23 protein-coding genes are annotated in these 20,943 nt (G+C 41.2%); 21 read left to right on the plus strand and 2 right to left on the minus strand.

The genetic code is table 11. From position 1 onward, the window contains the following. Positions 1-12 precede the first annotated feature (12 nt). The 10 genes from PG418_RS04545 to PG418_RS04590 all read left to right on the plus strand — a co-directional run bounded on the left by PG418_RS04545 (position 13) and on the right by PG418_RS04590 (position 8,435). Positions 13-1,548, plus strand: coding sequence for a lipopolysaccharide biosynthesis protein (locus tag PG418_RS04545; protein ID WP_498837122.1), 1,536 nt, complete (start codon positions 13-15; stop codon positions 1,546-1,548). A 23-nt stretch (positions 1,549-1,571) separates the two neighbouring features. Then, the gene (locus PG418_RS04550; RefSeq protein WP_498837123.1) at positions 1,572-1,754 is read left to right on the plus strand and encodes a hypothetical protein; all 183 of its coding nucleotides are present in this window, start codon (positions 1,572-1,574) and stop codon (positions 1,752-1,754) included. Positions 1,755-1,885: 131 nt separating this feature from the next. Next, the gene (locus tag PG418_RS04555) at positions 1,886-2,101 is read left to right on the plus strand and encodes a DapH/DapD/GlmU-related protein (protein ID WP_493314592.1); all 216 of its coding nucleotides are present in this window, start codon (positions 1,886-1,888) and stop codon (positions 2,099-2,101) included. A gap of 6 nt (positions 2,102-2,107) precedes the next feature. Further along, entirely contained in the window at positions 2,108-3,439 is a 1,332-nt protein-coding gene (gene gmhB, locus PG418_RS04560; RefSeq protein WP_498837124.1) for a D-glycero-beta-D-manno-heptose 1,7-bisphosphate 7-phosphatase, read from the plus strand. A gap of 60 nt (positions 3,440-3,499) precedes the next feature. Beyond that, positions 3,500-4,402, plus strand: coding sequence for a sugar phosphate nucleotidyltransferase (locus PG418_RS04565; RefSeq protein WP_498837125.1), 903 nt, complete (start codon positions 3,500-3,502; stop codon positions 4,400-4,402). Positions 4,403-4,408: 6 nt separating this feature from the next. Further along, entirely contained in the window at positions 4,409-5,020 is a 612-nt protein-coding gene (locus PG418_RS04570) for a VanZ family protein (protein ID WP_498837126.1), read from the plus strand. Between the two features lie 170 nt (positions 5,021-5,190). Further along, the gene (locus PG418_RS04575) at positions 5,191-6,495 is read left to right on the plus strand and encodes an FRG domain-containing protein (RefSeq protein WP_055296729.1); all 1,305 of its coding nucleotides are present in this window, start codon (positions 5,191-5,193) and stop codon (positions 6,493-6,495) included. 251 nt (positions 6,496-6,746) lie between these two features. Beyond that, positions 6,747-7,139 carry a pyridoxamine 5'-phosphate oxidase family protein gene (locus tag PG418_RS04580; RefSeq protein WP_498837127.1) on the plus strand — a complete coding sequence of 131 codons (393 nt, stop codon included), beginning with the start codon at positions 6,747-6,749 and terminating at the stop codon, positions 7,137-7,139. Positions 7,140-7,260: 121 nt separating this feature from the next. Continuing rightward, on the plus strand, positions 7,261-7,644 hold the full coding sequence (gloA2, locus tag PG418_RS04585) for an SMU1112c/YaeR family gloxylase I-like metalloprotein (protein WP_498837128.1): 384 nt from the start codon (positions 7,261-7,263) through the stop codon (positions 7,642-7,644). A 2-nt stretch (positions 7,645-7,646) separates the two neighbouring features. Next, positions 7,647-8,435, plus strand: coding sequence for a hypothetical protein (locus tag PG418_RS04590; RefSeq protein ID WP_498837129.1), 789 nt, complete (start codon positions 7,647-7,649; stop codon positions 8,433-8,435). Between the two features lie 302 nt (positions 8,436-8,737). Here the strand turns inward: PG418_RS04590 and PG418_RS04595 are convergent, their stop codons facing one another. Further along, the gene (locus PG418_RS04595) at positions 8,738-9,475 is read right to left on the minus strand and encodes an NUDIX hydrolase (protein ID WP_498837130.1); all 738 of its coding nucleotides are present in this window, start codon (positions 9,473-9,475) and stop codon (positions 8,738-8,740) included. After that, positions 9,421-10,620, minus strand: a complete 1,200-nt coding sequence (locus PG418_RS04600) for a hypothetical protein (protein WP_498837131.1) — start codon at positions 10,618-10,620, stop codon at positions 9,421-9,423. The genes PG418_RS04595 and PG418_RS04600 overlap by 55 nt, the downstream gene beginning before the upstream one ends. A gap of 234 nt (positions 10,621-10,854) precedes the next feature. On the opposite strand from PG418_RS04600, the gene PG418_RS04605 reads away from it, so the two are divergent. The 11 genes from PG418_RS04605 (at position 10,855) to PG418_RS04655 (ending at position 20,941) form a co-directional block, all read left to right on the plus strand. Continuing rightward, positions 10,855-11,517 carry a hypothetical protein gene (locus PG418_RS04605; RefSeq protein WP_498837132.1) on the plus strand — a complete coding sequence of 221 codons (663 nt, stop codon included), beginning with the start codon at positions 10,855-10,857 and terminating at the stop codon, positions 11,515-11,517. Then, positions 11,492-12,460 carry a glycoside hydrolase family 25 protein gene (locus PG418_RS04610; protein ID WP_498837133.1) on the plus strand — a complete coding sequence of 323 codons (969 nt, stop codon included), beginning with the start codon at positions 11,492-11,494 and terminating at the stop codon, positions 12,458-12,460. Before PG418_RS04605 ends, PG418_RS04610 begins: the two co-directional genes overlap by 26 nt. 96 nt (positions 12,461-12,556) lie before the next feature. After that, a complete protein-coding gene (locus PG418_RS04615; RefSeq protein ID WP_498837134.1) occupies positions 12,557-14,074 on the plus strand; it encodes a Y-family DNA polymerase in 1,518 nt (505 codons plus the stop codon). Continuing rightward, a complete protein-coding gene (locus PG418_RS04620; RefSeq protein ID WP_498837135.1) occupies positions 14,071-14,490 on the plus strand; it encodes a hypothetical protein in 420 nt (139 codons plus the stop codon). Before PG418_RS04615 ends, PG418_RS04620 begins: the two co-directional genes overlap by 4 nt. 82 nt (positions 14,491-14,572) lie before the next feature. Then, positions 14,573-15,610: a [FeFe] hydrogenase H-cluster radical SAM maturase HydE gene (hydE, locus tag PG418_RS04625; protein WP_498837136.1), complete on the plus strand. Its 1,038-nt coding sequence runs from the start codon at positions 14,573-14,575 to the stop codon at positions 15,608-15,610. A 666-nt stretch (positions 15,611-16,276) separates the two neighbouring features. Continuing rightward, complete coding sequence (locus tag PG418_RS04630) at positions 16,277-17,707, plus strand: DUF512 domain-containing protein (protein WP_211134071.1); 1,431 nt, start codon at positions 16,277-16,279, stop codon at positions 17,705-17,707. Position 17,708: 1 nt separating this feature from the next. Then, positions 17,709-18,383, plus strand: coding sequence for a YoaK family protein (locus tag PG418_RS04635; RefSeq protein ID WP_022220568.1), 675 nt, complete (start codon positions 17,709-17,711; stop codon positions 18,381-18,383). Then, positions 18,374-19,048: a tRNA (N6-threonylcarbamoyladenosine(37)-N6)-methyltransferase TrmO gene (gene tsaA / locus PG418_RS04640; protein WP_211134070.1), complete on the plus strand. Its 675-nt coding sequence runs from the start codon at positions 18,374-18,376 to the stop codon at positions 19,046-19,048. Before PG418_RS04635 ends, tsaA begins: the two co-directional genes overlap by 10 nt. After that, positions 19,045-19,980 carry a tRNA dihydrouridine synthase gene (locus PG418_RS04645; RefSeq protein ID WP_498837137.1) on the plus strand — a complete coding sequence of 312 codons (936 nt, stop codon included), beginning with the start codon at positions 19,045-19,047 and terminating at the stop codon, positions 19,978-19,980. The genes tsaA and PG418_RS04645 overlap by 4 nt, the downstream gene beginning before the upstream one ends. A gap of 265 nt (positions 19,981-20,245) precedes the next feature. Further along, a complete protein-coding gene (locus PG418_RS04650; protein WP_055260490.1) occupies positions 20,246-20,767 on the plus strand; it encodes a CarD family transcriptional regulator in 522 nt (173 codons plus the stop codon). A 42-nt stretch (positions 20,768-20,809) separates the two neighbouring features. After that, complete coding sequence (locus tag PG418_RS04655; protein ID WP_256170983.1) at positions 20,810-20,941, plus strand: hypothetical protein; 132 nt, start codon at positions 20,810-20,812, stop codon at positions 20,939-20,941. Positions 20,942-20,943: the final 2 nt, after the last annotated feature.

Raw genomic sequence — 20,943 nt, forward strand, 5'->3', positions numbered from 1 at the left:
GGAATATGCATAATGAGTAAAGAAAACAAGAGATTATTTCAAACAATTTTTATTTCTGGAATAGCTACAGTTTTTAGCTACTTGATTAATTTTCTGCTGACTCCTTACATATCAAATCATGTGGGAATTGAAGCATATGGTTTTGTTTCGATTGCAAAAACAGCAGTTTCGTATGCTCAAATTATTACAGTAGCTTTGACAACTTTTATTGTTCGCTATATTACGCTTAATTATCATAAAAACAAGATTGAAGAGGCAAATTCATATTATTCCTCATCAATCCTAGCATGTTTTCAATTATCGGGAGCATTGTTGATTTTTGCATTATTATGTATATTTAAATTGGAATATCTTCTGAAGATTCCGGAAAAATTGATTCCATCTGTAAAAGCTTTGTTTATATTCGTTTTTATCAATTTTGTTCTGACAACAATAGTTACGCCTTTAAATGCCAGTTGTTTCATAAAAAATCGCTTAGACTTAAACGGGATTGTTAAAATTATCTCCTACATAGCAGAGTCGGTAGTGCTGGTTATTGTTTTTAGGTATTGTACTGCAGATATTTGGGTTGTAGGATTTGGTTCATTTATTGCGGCAATTGTATTAGTTGGCGGAAATTACATTCTAAAGCAGAAGCTTACTCCGGAACTTAAGTTCAGAAAAAAACTTGTTTCTTATAAACGAGTAAAGGAAATGATGAGTAACGGGGTTTGGCAATCTGTTAATAGTTTAGGTAATACTTTAAATAGCGGGCTTGATTTATTGATTTCGAACTTGATGCTTACTGCTGTACAAACAGGGCAAATTGCAGTTGTTAAAACTATCGGAACGATGTTTTCTATGTTATATCAAGTGGTCAGTCAACCATTTCAACCACGTATGTTAAAGATGTATTCAACAGGAAACAAAGAGCAGTTCTTTAATGAGCTAACAAAAGCCATGAGAATATGTGGATATTTTTCTAATGTTGCATTTGCGGGTTTTGTAGTATTAGGGTGGACGTATTTTAAACTTTGGATTCCAAACGAAGATACAAATATATTGTATGTATTAGCTATTTTGACCATTATAAGTAGCGTGACAGAAGGCGTAGTACAACCTTTATATTATATCAACACTCTTACTTTAAAAAAGAAAATTCCATGCCTTGTGACGATAGGTGGCGGATTATTAAATGTCTTATTTATGTATCTCTTGCTGAAATACACAAATTTGGGAATTTATTCTATTGTTGTAACTACAGCAGTTATAATGACCGTAATTAATTTTGTATTTACACCAATGTATGCGGCATACTCTATAAAACTTCAACCTCTTGGAATATATAAAGTGCTGATTAGACATATATGTTCGGTTATAATTATGGTAGTGATTTTCAAAGGAATTACTTTAATTTATATGCCACACAACTGGGCTGGATTAATACTTGAAGCGTTGATAATGGCACTATTAGGCATAATAATTCATTGTGTGACTATGCTAAACAAGACTGAAAAAGATAAGGAATTAAAAAAATTGAATCAGATAGCTCAGAAAATAATACATTAAACGCAATTTGGAGAAAAAATAAAATGATATCAACAAAAGAAGATTTAAAAAACATAATAGCACTTGAAGAAAAGGAATATGGCAGAAGTAGCTTAATACGCCGATACTTACGAGAATTAAGAATTTGTGAGTACTATAAAAATTGTGCGGGGGGGGCACAACACGACTCTTATTTAAACTCCATAACTTTTATAGAAATAGGTTAGGGCTGCGATTAGGGTTTGAAATTCCGTTAAATGTTTTTGGAAAAGGACTACATATATTTCATACAGGAAACATTATCATCAATGAAACTTCATCTGTCGGAGAATATTGTAATATAATTGGATCAACTTGTTTGGGCAGTAAAGATGGTGGAAACGGTCCCACAATAGGAAATCATTGCGAATTAGGGATGAATTCAGTTGTCATTGGAAATGTTAAAATAGGAAATAATGTTTATATTGGAGCTGGGGCAGTGGTAACTAAAAGCTTTGAGCAGAACGGAGTTTCTTTGGCTGGGGTTCCAGCTAAAATTGTAGCAAGCAGAAAAGATAGTAAGAAAGCTGATTGAAAAATTATGAAAACAGTGATTATGGCCGGAGGGCGAGGAACTCGAATATCTGAATTATTCCCTGATATTCCGAAGCCTTTGATTCCGATAGAAGGTGTTCCAGTTCTTGAGCGAGAGATTATCTCGTTAAGAGATCAGGGATTTAAAGATATCATTATGACAGTTTCCCATATGGGAGACAAAATCATGAACCATTTTGGAGATGGCTCTAAACTTGGGGTTTCGATTCAGTACTACAATGAAGTCACACCGCTTGGAAATGCTGGTGCACTTTTTAAGTTGCGAGAGCAATTAGGGGATAGACCGTTTCTACTTTTGAATGCGGATGCCATTTTTGATGTTGATTTCAACCGGATGGTTAGATTCCATCAGGAACATGGTGGATTGGTGACATTGTTCACCCATCCAAATAACCATCCGTATGATAGCGGGCTCATCATTGCGGAAAAAGATATGTCAGTTAAATCTTGGCTGGCGAAGGAGGATGTTCGCCCTACATATTATAAAAATAGAGTCAATGCAGGTCTGCATGTAATTGATCCTAAAGTCCTTGATATGGTGTCGATTGATGCAGAAAAAATCGGTACTGTGGACAAGATGACAGGAAAAACTGTAAAAGTAGATTTGGATCGTCAGCTTCTAAAACCTTTGGCTGGAACTGGTAAGATGTTTTGCTATGACTCGCCAGAATATGTAAAGGATATGGGAACACCAGATCGCTTTCATCAGGTGGAAGAAGACTTTAGAGCTGGAATAGTAGCGGCTAAGAATCTTTCAAATAAGCAGAAAGCTGTGTTCCTCGACCGGGACGGTACGATTAATAAATATGTTGGATTCCTTAGAAACATTAATGATTTTGAGTTGGTTGAGGGTGTGGCGGAGGCAATCAAGAAGATCAATGCATCTGGTTATCTTGCAATTGTAGTCACAAATCAGCCTGTTATTGCGAGAGGAGAGGTGACGTTCCAAGAACTGGAAGAAATCCATAACAAGATGGAGACAGAACTTGGCTTGCAGGGAGCCTACCTTGATGCAATCTATTATTGCCCTCATCATCCACATAAGGGATATGAAGGTGAAGTTCCAGAATTGAAGATTGAATGTGATTGTCGCAAACCGAAGCCGGGAATGCTGCTGAATGCGGCTAGTGATTATAATATCGAGCTGAGCCAGAGCTATATGATTGGCGATGGTGAGAACGATGTTAAAGCTGGATTGGCGGCTGGATGCAAAGCTGTTCTGGTTAATGGAGATGGAACAGATGCTAAGAGTAAAGACTTTGGACAGGCCGACACATTGGCTTCAGTATTGGGATTTGTAGACAAGTATTTGTGTTGAGAAAAGCCTAGAATAATATTTATTGGTAAATTAAACTGCGAGTACAGAGAGGAGAGAGTTATGAACACAACATTACTTATCATGGCAGCCGGTATCGGTAGCCGTTTTGGAACAGGAATCAAACAGTTGGAGCCAGTGGATGATGCTGGACATATCATCATGGATTACTCGATCCATGATGCGATTGAAGCTGGATTCAACCATGTGGTATTCATTATCCGTAAGGATATCGAGAAGGAGTTCAAAGAGGTCATCGGAGATCGCATTGCCTCTATTTGCTCTTCTCATAATGTAACTGTTGACTATGCTTTCCAAGATATTAATGATATCCCGGGAACTCTGCCAGAAGGCCGGACAAAACCGTGGGGAACCGGTCAGGCCGTCCTTGCAGCGAAGAAGGTCATCAAGAATCCTTTTATTGTAATCAATGCAGATGATTACTATGGCAAGGAAGGCTTCAAGGCTGTTCATGAGTATCTGGTGAATGGCGGCAAGTCCTGCATGGCTGGTTTCGTTCTGAAGAACACGCTGTCTGATAACGGTGGCGTAACCCGTGGTATCTGCAAGATGGATGAGGATAACAACTTGACTGAAGTTGTGGAGACCAAGAACATTGTAAAGACTGCAAATGGAGCAGAGGCAGATGGTGTGGCTGTCGATGTAAATTCTCTGGTATCCATGAATATGTGGGGATTAACTCCTGATTTTCTGGATGTACTGGAAGAAGGCTTCAAAGAGTTCTTTGAGAAAGAAGTCCCGGGCAATCCTCTGAAAGCAGAGTATCTGATCCCTATCTTCATCGGCGAACTGCTGGAGCAGGGAAAGATGTCAGTGAAGGTTCTGAAAACCAATGATACATGGTATGGTATGACCTACCATGAAGATGTCGCAGCAGTAAAGGGCAGTTTCAAGGAGATGCTGGAGAACGGCGTGTACAAGGCTGACCTGTTCAGTGATCTGTAAACAGCGATGAAAGAAACGATTGATTTACTCGGAAAGATTCTCACAAACATCCTGACTGCTCTCTATGAGCCATTTGGATTTTCACTCCTGCTTTCCTTCCTAGCCATGTTTTTCTACCTGTATGCGTATGAACCTTCCGCAGCAGGTAAAGGATGGAAGAGTGCCATAGTGACATGGTATCAGAAATTCAAAGAGAGTGTATTCTTTCGGAAGCTGTTTCTATTGGCGTTCGTGACTTCACTTATTCTATTCCGAACTCTGTTAAATCGCGATTTGTGGATGAATCCTTTATCCGATGTCATGGGTGGCTGGGGCATCTGGGAGACTGTGAATGGCGAACAGAAGCTGACCACCGAGTGCATCGAGAACGTAATCATGATGGTACCGTTTTCAGCGGTAGCGATGTGGACATTCGAAGAAAAGTTGGAGAAAGGCTGGAAGAAGAAACTGTGGCAAAGCGGTAAAATAGCATTTATCTTTTCTGTAAGTATTGAGATGCTACAATTATTGCTTCGCTTGGGTACATTCCAGCTATCAGACATCTTCTATAACACAGTCGGCGGAGTGCTAGGCGGCGTGTGTTACTGTGGAATCATGAAGGTAAGAAAGCGTCTGTAAAACTGAATGAAATTGTGATATACAGGGAGCGGAAGCTCCCTGTGCTGCTCGAATGAATCACACACCTCTTTGTGGTGAGCAGTAGGCAACGCTGATATGGCGGCTAAGTGTGAGACGACTTTAAAATTGTTCAATGCAACTAAATGCTTGAAGTGTTAGGGGGATACAAAATGCTTTCATTTGATGAGAATGGATGGCTATTTCCTGATCCGTTAAAAAATATAACTCATGATATCGACAGTGCAGAGATTGATGATCTATTGAAATTAGCAAAGGAAGAAGATTATTGGTCTGCCGGCATAAGAGAAACTGTAAAAAAACGACTGGAAAAAGATAAAGATGATGTAAGACTGGATTGGATTGTCGAGGATTTAATGATAAAAAATACCGGAGGAACTGTTATTTCAATGCCTTTTGGTAAAGATATTATCACATTTAATAGTAATCGACATTTTTTTAGAGGGGAAAATCAACAGTACTTGAAATCTGTGCCATCACTTCGGAGGAGACAAGAAGGAAAAAGCAAATATGAATGTGAACTCATTAAGGGAATTGCTTTAATGCGGTCATTACAATTCGCAAAGTTTATATGGAAAATAGATGTCGTGCCCTATTGGGAAGCAAAATTGAGTGATATTAACATTGATGCGTTGGCACAACATTATGGTTTTGACACATGCCTGTTGGATTTAACAAACGATTTTAGAACTGCATTGTTTTTTGCAACGTGTAAGTATGACTATAAAACAGATTCTTATCGTCCTTTGACAAAAAAAGATATCGAAGCAACAGAAGATTCAAAATATGGTGTAATATTCCATTCACCTAACTGGGTGCTAGATTATTTAAACGGTGGAAGTTTCGAGTGGCACATGCGTCATTTGAATGATCATCGTGAAGAGCCATACAGCTTTTATTCAGGGGAACTAGATGGAATGGCTTTTCAAATTGGGTACCAACCACTTATGAGATGTCATCATCAAAGTGGGTACATTATGCCAATGATGAATGCGACTCCTTTACAGAGTGATAACAGATTTGAAAAAATAAGATTTTTACAGACAGAAGAGTTATCTAATAGAGTCTATGAGATGATGGATAAGGGAAAGAAGATTTTCCCGTATGAAGGTATTGGAAAAGCATTAGATATACTACATACAATACAAAAAGCAGTAATCTTTTCGGAGGATGACCTGCTGTATGCGTACGATTACGGCGTGGTAGATAAGAAAATGTTTCCGACAATTGATGATCTTAGGAAAGCGATTACAGCTTTTCAGGTTGATGGTGAATGCGTTTCAATTCAGAAGGATGAAATTAATTATCCAATCAGTCCGTCTGTTTTACAGGAAATAAATGCGGAATATAACGGTCGTAATCTGCTAGATGTTGTTGGAAATATGATTCACCAATATCCAGAACAACGTCGGTATAGAGAGCAACGTTGTATTGATATTTATGGAAAGCTCATTTGAGTATTGAGAAAATCGTGAGCTGGTAAGAGGTTCATTACGAAATTAAAGGAAAGAGGTTATCACGATGCCCAGAACGAAAGGCAGCAAAAACCGTCCCAAAATCAATACCACCAAAGACTACGCAACTCAGATCGCAGAGAAGCAAGAGATTATTAGCCAGCGGTATGAGTGCGGATGAGATCCTCGAAAAACTGAAATAAAACCATAAAACTATAAAACACACACGACCGTGTGGGAAAGGAAAGAATTAAATGGAAGAAATTGTAAAGTTCTTAAAAGAAGCTGAAACATATTACTTGGCAACAGTCGAAGGCGACCAGCCGAGAGTGCGTCCGTTTGGCACGGCACATATTTTTGAAGGCAAGCTTTACATCCAGACTGGCAAGAAGAAGGATGTTTCCAAGCAGCTGCATGCCAATCCGAAAGCAGAGTTGTGTGCATTCAAAGGCGGCGAGTGGATTCGCGTCGCTGGCGAACTGGTAGAGGATGACCGTGTGGAAGCAAGACAGTCCATGCTGGATGCCTATCCGAGTTTGAAGAAGATGTATGCCGTAGATGATGGCAACACTGAGGTGTTCTACTTCAAGAATGGTGTGGCTACCATTAGTTCTTTCACCCATGAGTCGAAAGTGATCAAGTTTTGATGATATGCCGTGTGGACAAACTGAACTCCAGGAGTTCGCACGGTATTTTTTGAAGATTACCGTATAGTTTATAACGAAAATAAAAGAAGAACAAAATTTAAAGAAATGGAGCATGAGAAAAATGAACTTATCTAAAATACACCACATCGCAATCATCGTATCTGACTACGAAGCCGCAAAGAATTTTTATGTGAACAAGCTGGGCTTCTCTGTTATCAGGGAAAACTATCGCCCGGAGCGTAAGGACTGGAAACTGGATCTGCGTGTCAATGAATACATAGAGCTGGAGATTTTCGCTGAGGAAAACCCGCCGAAGCGTGTGAACCGCCCGGAAGCATGTGGGCTGCGTCATCTTGCTTTCTGTGTAGAGAGTGTGGAGCAGACGGTGAATGAGCTGGCGGAGGTAGGTATTGAATGTGAGCCGATTCGTGTTGACGATTATACCGGCAAGAAGATGACTTTCTTCCATGATCCGGATGGTCTGCCGCTGGAGCTGCACGAATAAGCATGGGAAAGAAAAGAGCGTATAAATCTCGGAAGTCCGGTGGAGGCCGAAAGAAGCTGAAGCCAGAGTACGATGCCGGGAAAAATCTGAAAGAGCAGATGGAAAGTGCTGTGGCACTTTATGATTCTGAGATGTCCTTGCAGGCCATCGGCGAAGAACTGGGATTAAATCCAATCAAAGTAAGAAAGCTGCTCATCACGGCCGGTGTGTATGAATCAGAAGTGGCGGGGAAGGTGCAAGCTACCTTTCAAGAATACCGTGAAACACAAGACTACAAAACCTCCATACTCTCAACTGCAAACACCCTGAAACTTTCCAAAGCCTCCGTCACCTCGTACCTGCCATATCGGAAAGGTGTGTACTTCACAAGCACAGCAGAAAAAGGAAAGATCAGTGTCGGAGCAGAGCGGCAACGGAGATATAGAGCAATGAAGCGGTGGAGGGATGAGCCAACAGAAGAAAACTTCTGGGGTGTGGTTCTGGCCTATACTGGAGTAAAATTTAAGACCTACTCCGGGTTGCCATTCTCTTACGAAATTAAAAAGGGCAGGAACGGCGAGTACACAAAAGAACTGTGGATCGACCGCCGGGAGAACAGTAAAAGCCTGGCATGGAGTTCAGTACTGCTGGCACTGAAGAATATTAAAGAAGAAGTAGTAGAGAGACCCAAAGCTCTGGGCGATATTCGAGGCGTGACCTACATATACGGAATGTTCTATCGGTTCGGGCTAATCGATGTGCCGGACGAAGTGAAGGAGAAGATGGGTCATCCGAAAAAACGCAAAAATTAGGTCGCTATGTACAGAAGTGTGCAGTAATATGTGCCATAACTGAGGATGTGAATCTTAGTTTGGAAGGATGGCAGCATTATAGAAAAATTGAAAGAAATGCTAGAAGAGTACATGAAGAAAACGGAGCCGGAGTATTGTCCGCCAGTGGAGAACCTGCTTGATCTGATCTACGAGCATTACACGGAGAATAATCCGGCAGGGAACAGTGTGCTGTTTCTATGATATGTAAGCCTTGAAAAAATAGCACTCGGAGAAGTCAGTTGCAAAGTATTGTTGATTTCCGGGTGCTATCGTTAAATATTTTATTTTATATGTGATTGATACAATGCATATGCGCTCAAAGAAAATCCATCATCGATTTTCCCCTGACGAATCCAATCATCCATTTTATTGACAGGAATTTCTATAATCTGTTTAATTCCTTCGTGAATTAGCTGGTTTTGCTGAAAAGATTCGATTTCTACCAAATATACATCAACCCTGTTGCCTGTAAGTCCGCTGTCAGAAATTACGTTTCCGAGCAGAATTGGCTCATTGACGATGGTTGCGCCGATTTCTTCTTTTAGCTCTCTTGCCGCATTTTCGGATGAAGTTGAATTATCCTCTGAAAATCCTCTTGGAAAACTATACTGCATTTTTCTTGGTGCGTGTCGATACTGATTTAACAATAAAAAGTTATTTTTGTATTTCGGTATCATAACAACCCCGTTTTTTCCGTTTGGTGAAACAATTCGTTCGTAAGGAAAGAACTTTTTCGGAGCTTCAGAATTACTGCTTTTTATAGGATCTACAATCAGTGTATTGAAATTACTCTGATATACGACTCCGAATTTATAGCCATATAATTCTTCTAACTGCATCAGATTTTTTGTTATTGATTCATCATTCACATCTGCAATCGGATAGATCGAAGAATTTTTAAATAAATCTGCATGAGTCCCATTCTTTTGGTATTTTATGTATTTTTTTAGTTCAGGTGAAAGGACTAATGAAATAGGAACCGATTTATTTCTTTTTTCACCGGCCGCAATGTCTGCCATCCTGTGTAGCGAGCCGCTATTTTGAACTTGGGTAAAGCTTTCAGCTGTTCAAATTCTTTAAAATACATTGTTTCATCTAATAAATATTTTTCATCAGCAAGATTCCCATCATGCCAGTCTTGGTTTAAACGATTTAAAAAGTCAGAACGAAAAGTTGTTTTTTCACCGCTGAAATTTTCGGACAATTCATTTACATCATAATGCTTTGTAACATTACATATACTTAGCTCGCAGGCGTAATTATAGCAGATATTGATAATTGCCTCTGCATATTGATATGGAGTTTTGCATTTGGATGCATCTTCTTTGAATTTTTGCTTTATTTTATGTAAATAAACAGATCGGTCGTTGTTACCATTTTGATAACATGAGAGATTCTTTATAATATGGATCGCTTTATCCCATAATGGATCTTGTGGATTTTCAAATTCTGTTACAAATGTAATAATATTTTGCATTTTTAGTTTTTTATATTCTTCGGGAGCTTTCGGAGGAATATAAATATCGTGTAATGCGCTCAAACGTAGTACGGTTGAGAGCAGCCAATATAATTTTTGCAATATATTACGCATTTCCTGTACGACAGATTCTTTTGAATGGTTGACAGCTTCTTCATCGAATAAAGAACTTTGTTTTAAAATTTTCTTTTTTTTCTGAGTTCCTTCTGAGTTTTCCGGGCTTGTGGTTTCATCGTCTACAAGCTCTTCAAATAGTTCGATCAGCTCTTTTTCGGAGCGATTTGTACCTGTAGAATACTCAAATATTTCAGAAAGATCTGAATATAATAAACTTCGTTTGATTAAGGACAGAAGTCTTCTTTGAGAAGATTTTACAGGCAGGGCAGAATAGATAAATTGTTTTTCTGATTCAACAGAGTTGATCAAATACTGGGATAAACTTCGTATATCACCATACTGGGATATACGGATTGCACCATTTTCAAAAAGTCTGATAAAATATTTCTGGTATTCGGAATCTTTTAATAAACTAAAAAATCCTCTGGAATCCACTAATTGATTATAGGTCAGCACGACAATATTTCCGTTGTTGACAATTTCGTTATATAAAGCTTTTTGTCCGGCTATTATTTCTTCATCTGTTTTTCTTACTGAATCGAGTTCAAATAAATATACATATTCCCTCATAGAGTAGTCCTTTCTGCTTATCAGTTATTTTTAAGTATCTGATATACATAATTTTCGGCTATAATCTTCGGTGTGTCAACTTAAATATTGTTGGGATGGATATTCTGTTTGGAAAATGAGAAAATGGGAGAAGTAAGAGCGTTTACCATTGATAGTTGGAAAATATAGAATAGAATGATATAGTTTATAAGGATTTGAATTTCAGATATTTGTTAGAAAGAGAAGGAAAAAGCTATGTCGATTAAAGAACGAGAAGAGTTTTTATTTCAAAAATTAAGAGAAAAAGATGCCAGTATTGTAGCCGATGGAGTGATCTGCGAGCAGGTATTTTTAAATGCCAGATATAAGATCGTATATATCTTAAAAGAAGTAAATGGCGGAAAAAGCTGGGACCTGCGGGATTTTGTTTATGAGGGTGGAAGACCACAGACATGGGATAATATTGCACGCTGGACGGAAGGAATTCTGTCCTGGGAAAAAGAATTTCCGTGGTCTGAGATGGAGATAGACAATGAACAGAGACGCTTGAGGGAGTTGAAGAAAATAGCAGCGGTCAATTTGAAGAAAACTTCTGGTGGACATACTTCAAATAATGGTGAAATTTACAGGGCAGCAGTTGATCATCATGACATTATCAAGGAGCAGATTGATTTGTATAAAGCAGACTTTATTATTTGCTGTGGCACGGAGTATGCTTTTATGGATGCATGTTATAAGGACAGAGAAGTTGACTGGAAAATGACTTCAAGGGGAATCTGGTATTTCAGAGATGGCAAATCTGTTGTCATCTCATTTTCGCATCCGGAAGCAAGAGTGAAAGATGCGTATTTGTTTTATGCACTGACGGATGCGGTGAAGGAGATTATGCGCTGTGAAGAGTTTGAAGAACAACTATAAGGAGTATAAGAAAAAGCCTTTTGTGGCGGTTTGGTGTGATAAAAGTGCCGGAAAATACAGCGAAGAAAATGGAGATCAGATGAGAACAGCAAAATGGATTATTTTCGGAATGTTAGTAGCTTTGCTTGCAGGATGTTCTGGAAAGAAAACAGCAGAAACTTCTGCGGATGCAAAAAATGCGGAAAGTACAGATGAGAAAAATACGCTTGATTTTGTAGATGCACACGGAGAGCGTTATACGGTGGAAATCAATGAAGCAGTTGCGAAGAATCTGTATAATAAAGCACTTTTTGTAAAAAATGAAAATAAGATCAGCTATGAGGATAAGAAATATACTTCAAGGCTGGGCGTAGATGTATCTGTTTTTCAGGGAGATATTGACTGGGAGCAGGTGAAAGCAGCAGGCTATGAGTTCGCAATTTTGCGGATCGGATATCGTGGCTATGGTGAAGAAGGTACGTTAAATGCAGACGAGAAGTTTGAACAAAATATGGAAAATGCCAGAAAAGCTGGAATAGATGTGGGCGTTTATTTTTTCTCGCAGGCGGTAAATGAAGAAGAGGCAAAGGAAGAGGCTGATTTTGTTCTGGAACATTTGAAAGGGCAGGAGCTTCAGATGTCGGTTGTGTACGACCCAGAGCATATTCTGGAAGACGAAGCACGGACGGATGGTGTGACGGGAGAACAATTTACCCAAAATGCGAAGGTATTTTGTAAAGAAATAGAAGAAGCGGGATATGATGCCATGATTTACAGCAATATGCTGTGGGAAGCGTATGAACTGGATCTGGAAAAGCTGTTGGATTATCCGGTCTGGTATGCAGATTATGAAGAACTTCCGCAGACGCCGTATAGGTTCAGTATGTGGCAGTATTCCAGTACAGGAAGCGTGCCGGGGATTGAAGGAAATGTGGATCTGAATATCCAACTGCTTAAAAAATAAAAAATTTATAGTTGTAATCTTGTGGTCGGCGAAAAAATATAGTATAATTGGGAAAAGAACATATGTTCTCTCGAGAAGTGTTAGGAGGTGCAGCGAATGCCGGAGCAGACACGCAGTTATGTAGCAATTGATCTGAAATCTTTCTATGCTTCGGTGGAGTGCAAGGAACGGAATTTGGATCCGCTTACGACGAATCTGGTTGTAGCCGATCCGGAGAGGACAACGAAGACGATCTGTCTTGCTGTTTCTCCTGCGCTGAAAGCATATGGGATTCCGGGAAGGGCAAGACTTTTTGAGGTTGTCCGGAAGGTGAAGGAGATCAACGACGAGCGAAAGCGGAAAAATGGAGGACATGAATTTACCGGGCAATCCTGTGACACCGGGGAATTAAAGGCAGACCGAAGCTTTGCACTGGATTATATCACGGCGGTTCCGAGGATGGCACTCTATATGAAGTACAGCACCCGGATTTATGACATTTACCTGAAGTATGTTGCACCGGAAGACATACATGTCTATTCAATCGATGAGGTTTTTATGGATGTTACCGATTATCTGCATACTTACCGGCTGACACCGGAAGAACTTGCAGGAAAGATAATGCGGGAAATCTATGAGCAGACCGGGATTACGGCGACAGCTGGAATTGGTACGAATCTGTATCTGGCGAAGATTGCGATGGATATCATGGCAAAGCATAGCGAACCGGATGAGAATGGTTTCCGGTTTGCAAGTCTGGATGAGATGAGTTATCGCAGATCTTTGTGGAATCACAGACCGCTTACGGATTTTTGGCGTGTGGGAAGAGGCTATGCGAAAAAGCTGGAACAATGTGGACTGTATACCATGGGAGATATTGCCAGATGCTCGGTTGGAAAAGAGAATGAATTTTATAACGAAGAGCTTTTGTATAAAATGTTCGGTGTGAATGCAGAACTTCTGATCGATCATGCCTGGGGGTGGGAACCGTGTACGATTGCAGATGTAAAAGCGTATCAGCCGGAGCATAACAGTGTTGGTGCAGGACAAGTACTACATTGCCCGTATGATGCCCAAAAGGCGAAAATTGTGGTTAAAGAGATGCTGGACCTTTTGACACTTGATCTTGTAGAAAAGCATCTGGTTACGGATCAGATCGTGCTGACTGTCGGATATGATATCGAGAATCTGAGAAGTGGAAAAGGTTATACAGGGGAGGTGACAGTGGACCGGTATGGAAGAAAGATTCCAAAGCATGCACATGGAACAGCGAATCTACGAGAGTATACAGCTTCTGCGAGAATGATAACCGATGCAGTGATGGAACTGTATGACCGGGTTGTGAATCCGCATTTGATGGTGCGGCGGATTTCGATGGCAGCGAATCACGTATTGGATGAAAAGAAAGCGGCAGATAAGACAGAATTCCGGCAACTGGATCTGTTTACTGATTTTACCGGAGGCAATGAAAAGAAGCAGCAGGATGAGAAGCTTGAACGGGAGAAGAAGATGCAGGAGGCAGTGCTTTCGATTAAGAAGAAGTATGGGAAGAATGCAATTCTGAAGGGACTTAATTTTCAGGAAGGAGCCACTACCAAAGCGCGGAATGAGCAGATCGGAGGACATAAGGCATGACAGGATATGAGGATATCATTCATTTAGCGCATCATGTATCGGTCAGACATCCGCAGATGTCAAGGGAGGACAGAGCGGCGCAGTTTGCCCCGTTTGCAGCGCTGACCGGACATAAAGATGCAATCAGGGAGACCGAAAGACTGACCGAGCGGAAACGCAGACTCAGTGAGGATTGCAGACAGATATTGGATCTGTATTTACGGGAAGTATACCAGAGTCAGAAGCCACGGGAAGTGGATTTTGAATATTTTGTACCGGATCAGAAAAAGGAAGGTGGCTCCTACCAGAAAAAGTCCGGATGTATCCGGAGGATTGACACCTATCTGAATGAAATCGTATTACAGAGCGGGGACCGGATTCCGCTTGACGAAATCGTAGACATTGATGGAGTGATTGCCGCGGCTGACGAAGTGTGATAGAATAAATTTTATAATTTCATGGACAAATGCCCATAAATTCAGAAAAGATACAGAAAACCAGGCAGGGAGAATATAGAAAATGAAACCAGTTTACGAAAGATTCATTGAAAATCCGGATTTTACGAAACCGGATTTTGTCGAATTGATAAAATGTGCAGAAGATCCGGAGGCAGTCCGGAGACTGAAAGAGGAAGCAGTCCGTATCCGGGAGATTTATTACGGGAAAAAGGTATTTACCAGAGGGCTGATCGAATATACCAATTATTGTAAGAATGACTGCTATTACTGCGGAATACGTAAGAGTAATACGAATGCAAAGCGCTACCGTCTGACAGAGGATGAGATCATGGCATGCTGTGAGAATGGGTATGAGCTTGGATTCCGGACGTTTGTGCTACAGGGCGGAGAAGATGCTTATTATACGGATGACCGGATGGTAGAGATTATTAAAAAAATCAAGGAGGCATATCCGGAATGTGCGCTGACGCTGTCGATTGGTGAGAAGTCTTATGAGAGTTATAAAAGATTCCGGGAAGCCGGAGCGGATCGTTACCTGCTTCGCCATGAAACGGCGAATGAGGAGCATTACCGGAAGCTACATCCGGAGAAAATGAGCCTTGCTGTTCGTAAGAATTGTCTGTATGATCTGAAGAAACTTGGTTATCAGGTGGGGGCTGGCATGATGGTTGGTTCACCTTATCAGACGACAGAAGATCTGGCAGAAGACCTGGTATTCTTGAAAGAATTGCAGCCGGAGATGGTGGGAATCGGACCGTTTATCCCACATCATGATACGCAGTTTGCAAAAGAACCGGCAGGAAGTGTGGAGATGACACTGTTTTTGCTCGCTGTGATCCGAATCCTGCTGCCGAAGGTACTTCTTCCGGCAACGACAGCACTTGGGACGATGGATCCGCTTGGAAGAGAGAAAGGGCTACAGGCAGGAGCCAATGTCGTGATGCCGAATCTTTCACCGGTAAAGAACCGGAAGCAGTATGAGCTGTATGACAACAAGATCTGTACCGGTGAAGAGGCAGCAGAATGTCGCGGATGTATGGGGAGACGAGTAGCAAGTGTTGGATATGAGCTGGTGACAGAGCGTGGGGATGCAGTGTAGAATCGAACGGATTTTCTGTAAAAAATCACTAAAATCATGTTTCTGATTTTAAACAGATATTACAAAGAAGAAAATTTATTTTGAAAAATTAAAAGGAATTCGGAGAAAGAAAACATTTTTCGATACATTTCGGTGGATTTCGCAAGCTGTCAAACTGGTATTTTTAGTAGCAAAAGAATCTCCCTTTTTACCACTAGGAAAGTACACCGCAGATATGCTACTATATAGAAGTCGACAATACTTATACGCGTAAGAACAGGAGAAACTTGATTTAGCCGTTTCTAATAAAAGACCGCAAGCCTTTCTTGTAACATGCGGTATCAGAAATAGAATATTTTATTTTGAAGCATATGGAAATTGTATATAGATAACCATATATACAAACCGGACACCGGGGAATGGAACCGTAAAAGGTTTCGTTCCCCGGTGTTTGGTTGGAGAATGAAAGGTATCGTTTGAATTTATGGGTGAATTTTTGTTTCAGGCTTCTGTTTCAGGCTTCTGAATTTTATCCCTACCGAAATTTTCAGTTTTATGGTATGATGAAAAAGTATGTAATCATTGCAGAAAAAGTCGTTTATGATAAAAATATGAGGATTACATGAAAGAGGAAGCTAGCCTGGAAAAGGTCTTGTTTCCGATTCCGAATTTTGGGAGGAATATAATTTGAGTAAGAAAAATGAGTATCAGGGACATCTGATCCGTGAGGTTTACCCGGATTCAATTGCCGAGGCGATGGGGATCGAGCCGGGAGATGTCCTTCTACGAATAAACAACCAGAAAATAGAGGACGTTTTTGATTATCGTTACATGATCAAGGATGAGTATGTAGAAGTGCTGATCCGCAAGCCGGACGGGGAAGAATGGCTTCTGGAGATCGAGAAAGAGTATGATGATGACCTTGGCGTAGAATTTGAAAATGGTCTGATGAGCGACTACCGTTCCTGCAGCAACAAGTGTATTTTCTGTTTTATCGACCAGATGCCGCCGGGAATGCGTGAGACCTTGTATTTTAAAGATGATGATTCCCGTCTGTCTTTCCTGCAGGGCAATTATATTACCCTGACGAATATGAAGCAGAAAGATGTGGACCGTATTATCGAGATGCAGCTTGCGCCGATCAATATTTCTGTGCAGACAACGAACCCGGAGCTGCGCTGCAAGATGCTCCACAATCGTTTCGCCGGAGAAAAGCTGAAATTCCTGGATGATCTGTATGCCGGACATGTGGAGATGAATGGGCAGATCGTACTGTGCAAGGGAGTTAATGATAAGGATGAGCTGAAGCGTTCTATCGAAGATCTGATGAAGTATCTGCCGTTTATGCGGAGTGTGTCAGTGGTTCCGGCAGGACTTTCCAAATACAGGGAGGGACTTTATCCACTGGAGCTTTTTGATAAAGAAGAAGCGGAAGAGGTCATTGATCTGATCGAGAGCTATCAGAAGAAGGCGTATGACGAGTTTGGACTTCATTTTATCCATGCAAGTGACGAGTGGTATATCCTTGCAGAGCGGGATTTCCCAGAGGAAGGACGTTATGACGGATATATCCAGCTGGAAAATGGTGTTGGCATGATGCGGCTTCTACGGGATGAATTTTACCATGCCTTTGAAGAGCTTCAGGAAAGTGAAGAATATCCAAAGTTAAAAGAAGGGATCGCACGGACATTTACCATTGCGACTGCAAAGCTTGCGTATCCGACAATTCAGGAATTTGCAGACAGGATCACGGAAGCATTTCCAAAAGTAAAGATCACGGTTGCCTGCATCCGTAATGATTTCTTTGGTGAGACGATCACCGTATCCGGTCTGATTACCGGACAGGATCTGGTGGCACAGTTAAAAGAGAGAAAAGAAGCAGGAGAGGATCTGGGAGATACTCTGCAGATTCCAATCAATATGCTGCGAAGCGGAGAAGAGGTCTTTCTGGATGATCTGACGGTGCAGGACGTGGAAGCGGCACTTGGCATGACGGTGAAGGCAGTGGAGTCCGGTGGTAAGGATTTTCTTGACGCGGCACTGAATTTGGATTATCATACAGAACGAAACAATGAGAATTTTGTATACATCAAAGCATACGATAGGGAGGATGAGTAACTTGAAATTTTCAAAACAGATGTCAGAATCAATTAAACTTGGTGTGATCCTTGCGATTGCCGGTGGATTTATGGATGCCTATTCCTATATGTGCAGAGGAAAAGTATTTGCCAATGCACAAACCGGAAATATTCTGCTTCTTGGAATCAATATTTCAGAGAGAAACTGGCATATGGCACTCCACTATCTGGTTCCGGTGCTGGCATTTGCCATTGGAATCGCCCTTGCGGATCTGGTGAAAATACGGACGAAAGATCTGACACTTCTGCACTGGAGACAGATTTCGGTATTCTGTGAGGCAGTGATCCTACTGAGTGTCAGCTTTATCCCACAGGATTTTAATCTGGTGGCGAATGCACTCACATCCCTTGCGTGTGGGATTCAGGTGGAAAGCTTCCGCAAAATCCATGGAAACGGAATTGCAACCACCATGTGCATCGGAAACTTACGAAGTGCGACCCAGCATATGTGCAGTTATGCGAACACGAAGGATAAAGAGTATATCAAGAAAGGACTTTTGTACTATGGAATCATCTTCTTCTTTGTGATCGGTGCAGTTATCGGAAATGCCTGTGTGGAAATGTTTGCTGAAAAGGCACTTCTGATCGCTTCTGCAATTCTGGCAGTTGCTTTTGTGATGATGTTTGTTGATGGAGAAAAAGAACAATGCAAATAAAGCAGATCGCGTATATAAGATCTGATTTTGTGGAGAAATTCGGGATTCCGCGACAGAGTAATCTTGCGGATACCCGGGCAGAAATCCATTTTCTGCCGGAATATCAGAATGCGGACGCACTGCGGGAAATCGAGGCGTATGATTATCTGTGGCTGATTTGGGAATTTTCGGAATCTATCCGGGATACCTGGAGCCCGACGGTACGTCCACCGCGGCTTGGTGGTAACAGACGGGTGGGAGTTTTTGCCACCCGTTCTCCATTTCGCCCGAATCCGATCGGACTTTCTTCCGTAAAGCTTATTGAGGTGGAATTCCGGGAAAAAGAAGGTCCGGTGCTGATCGTGGGAGGTGCGGATCTTCTGGATATGACGCCGATCTACGATATCAAGCCCTACCTTCCATACGTGGATAGCCACCCGGAGGCAAAAGGCGGTTTCGCGGAAGAAAAGAAAGATTATAAATTGGATGTGAATTTCCCGGAAATGTATTTGGAACAGATTCCGGCTGAAAAAAGAGCAGCACTGATTCAGATCCTGGAGCAGGATCCGAGACCTTCTTATCAAAAGGACCCAGTCCGGATTTACGGCATGTCTTACGCGGGAATGGAAATTCATTTCCGGGTAGACAAAGAAACACTTTATGTGACGGGGGTGGAAAGGTCATGAAAATCTATCTGGCGCCAATGGAGGGCATTACAGGTGAGGTATACCGCAGGGCGTATCACACCTTTTTTGAACCAATGGATAAATATTTTACACCATTTTTAAATCCAAACCCGAAAGGCAAATTCAGCAGACAGGAATGGAATGAGATCCTTCCGGAAAATAATGAGGGCATGTATACCGTTCCGCAGATCCTGACCAACCGCGCCGAGGATTTCATCCGCCTGGCCCGGCAGTTGAAAGAATTCGGATATGAAGAAGTCAATCTGAACCTTGGCTGCCCCTCCAAAACAGTCGTCAACCGGAAAAGGGGATCCGGTTTTTTGTTTTATCCCGATGAACTGAATCATTTCCTTGCCGAAGTTTTCGATCAACTCGATATGAAAATCTCTATCAAAACAAGAAGCGGTAAATATGATCAGGAAGAGTTCGAAGAGCTTCTGGATATCTATAACCAATATCCTCTGGAAGAACTGATCCTTCACCCAAGAGTCCAGCAGGATTACTACAAAAACAAACCCGACTGGATCACTTTTGCCTACGCCTGTCGGAACAGCAAAAATCCTCTGGTCTATAATGGGGACATTTTTTGTGCGGAAAATTACCAAATCTTCCATCAAAAATTTCCCGAAACAGAATGCATCATGCTCGGAAGAGGAATTCTGATGAACCCATTTCTTCCGGCAGTTATAAAAGGGAAATCTACATTTGACACCAAGAAGATTGCTACATTCTGCGATCATCTTCTTGATGCCTATATCGAAAAATCTCCAGAAGAAAAAAACGCAGTAGTCAAAATGAAAGAACTCTGGTGGTATCTTGGCAAAAACTTTAAAAGCAGCGAAGAATATCTGACGCAAATCCGCAAAAGCCAGACCATCCGGGAATACCGGATGGCGGTTGAATGTTTATTGAAAGAGTGCCCATATGAATAAAGCGTATCTTCAAGAAACACCTTCCACCTGGAACAACGGTCAAGCGCCCCTTCCCCGGTTTTATCAATTTCTCGTACTGGGGCAGGACTCTTTTTGGGACGCATCTTGCGACAAAATCCCCCTATTTTCTAGTAAAATTGCATAAAACCACAGGCGTTAGCTTTGACTAAGATTCACAAAAATCTGAAAAACATTAGAATTTAAACTAATTTTCTGATAAAATAAAGAAGTAGAGATTCGGCAAGTTTAAGAAAGAAGGAAGAGAATGTACGAAGTAGGAGATTTGATTGTTTATGGCCGGACAGGAATTTGTGAAGTGACTGAAATTACGACGCTGAAAATGGATGGAGTGCCGAAGGACAAACTGTATTATATTCTGAGACCGGTACGTGAAAAGCGTGGAAAAGTATTTACACCGGTAGACAATGAGAAGATTGTCATGAGAAAAGTCATTTCCAAAGAAGAAGCAGAAGAATTGATCCGTGAGATTCCACAGATCGAAGGACTCTGGATCGGAAGCGAGAAGCAGAGAGAGGAAAAGTACAAGGAATGCATGAAAAGCTGCAAATGTGCAGAATGGGTGCGGATCATCAAGACCCTTTATCAGCGGAAGATGTCCCGCCTGAAGCAGGGAAAGAAGATCACGGCGACTGACGAACGTTATCTGAGGATGGCAGAAGGCAACCTGTATTCGGAGCTATCCATAGCACTTGGGATTCCGGAGAGCGGAATGGAAGCCTATATCACGAATCAAATAAATGAGACAGAGGAACCGGTACTTTGCTGATGCAAGGAACCGGTTCTTCCGGGTATAATGGATGTGAAAAAAATGGTGGTAGCAGCGAAAAAGGGTGATTTTACAGAACATTTGCCACTTCCTGTTTTTTGTGAAAAATGGGTTCTTCAAATAGAGATCATTCTATGCTATACTGTTTTAGATAAAACAAAAAATGAGGTGTAATC

It is taken from the genome of Bariatricus sp. TF06-38A (genome assembly GCF_027690675.1).
Taxonomy (GTDB): Bacteria; Bacillota; Clostridia; order Lachnospirales; family Lachnospiraceae; genus Allocoprococcus; species Allocoprococcus comes.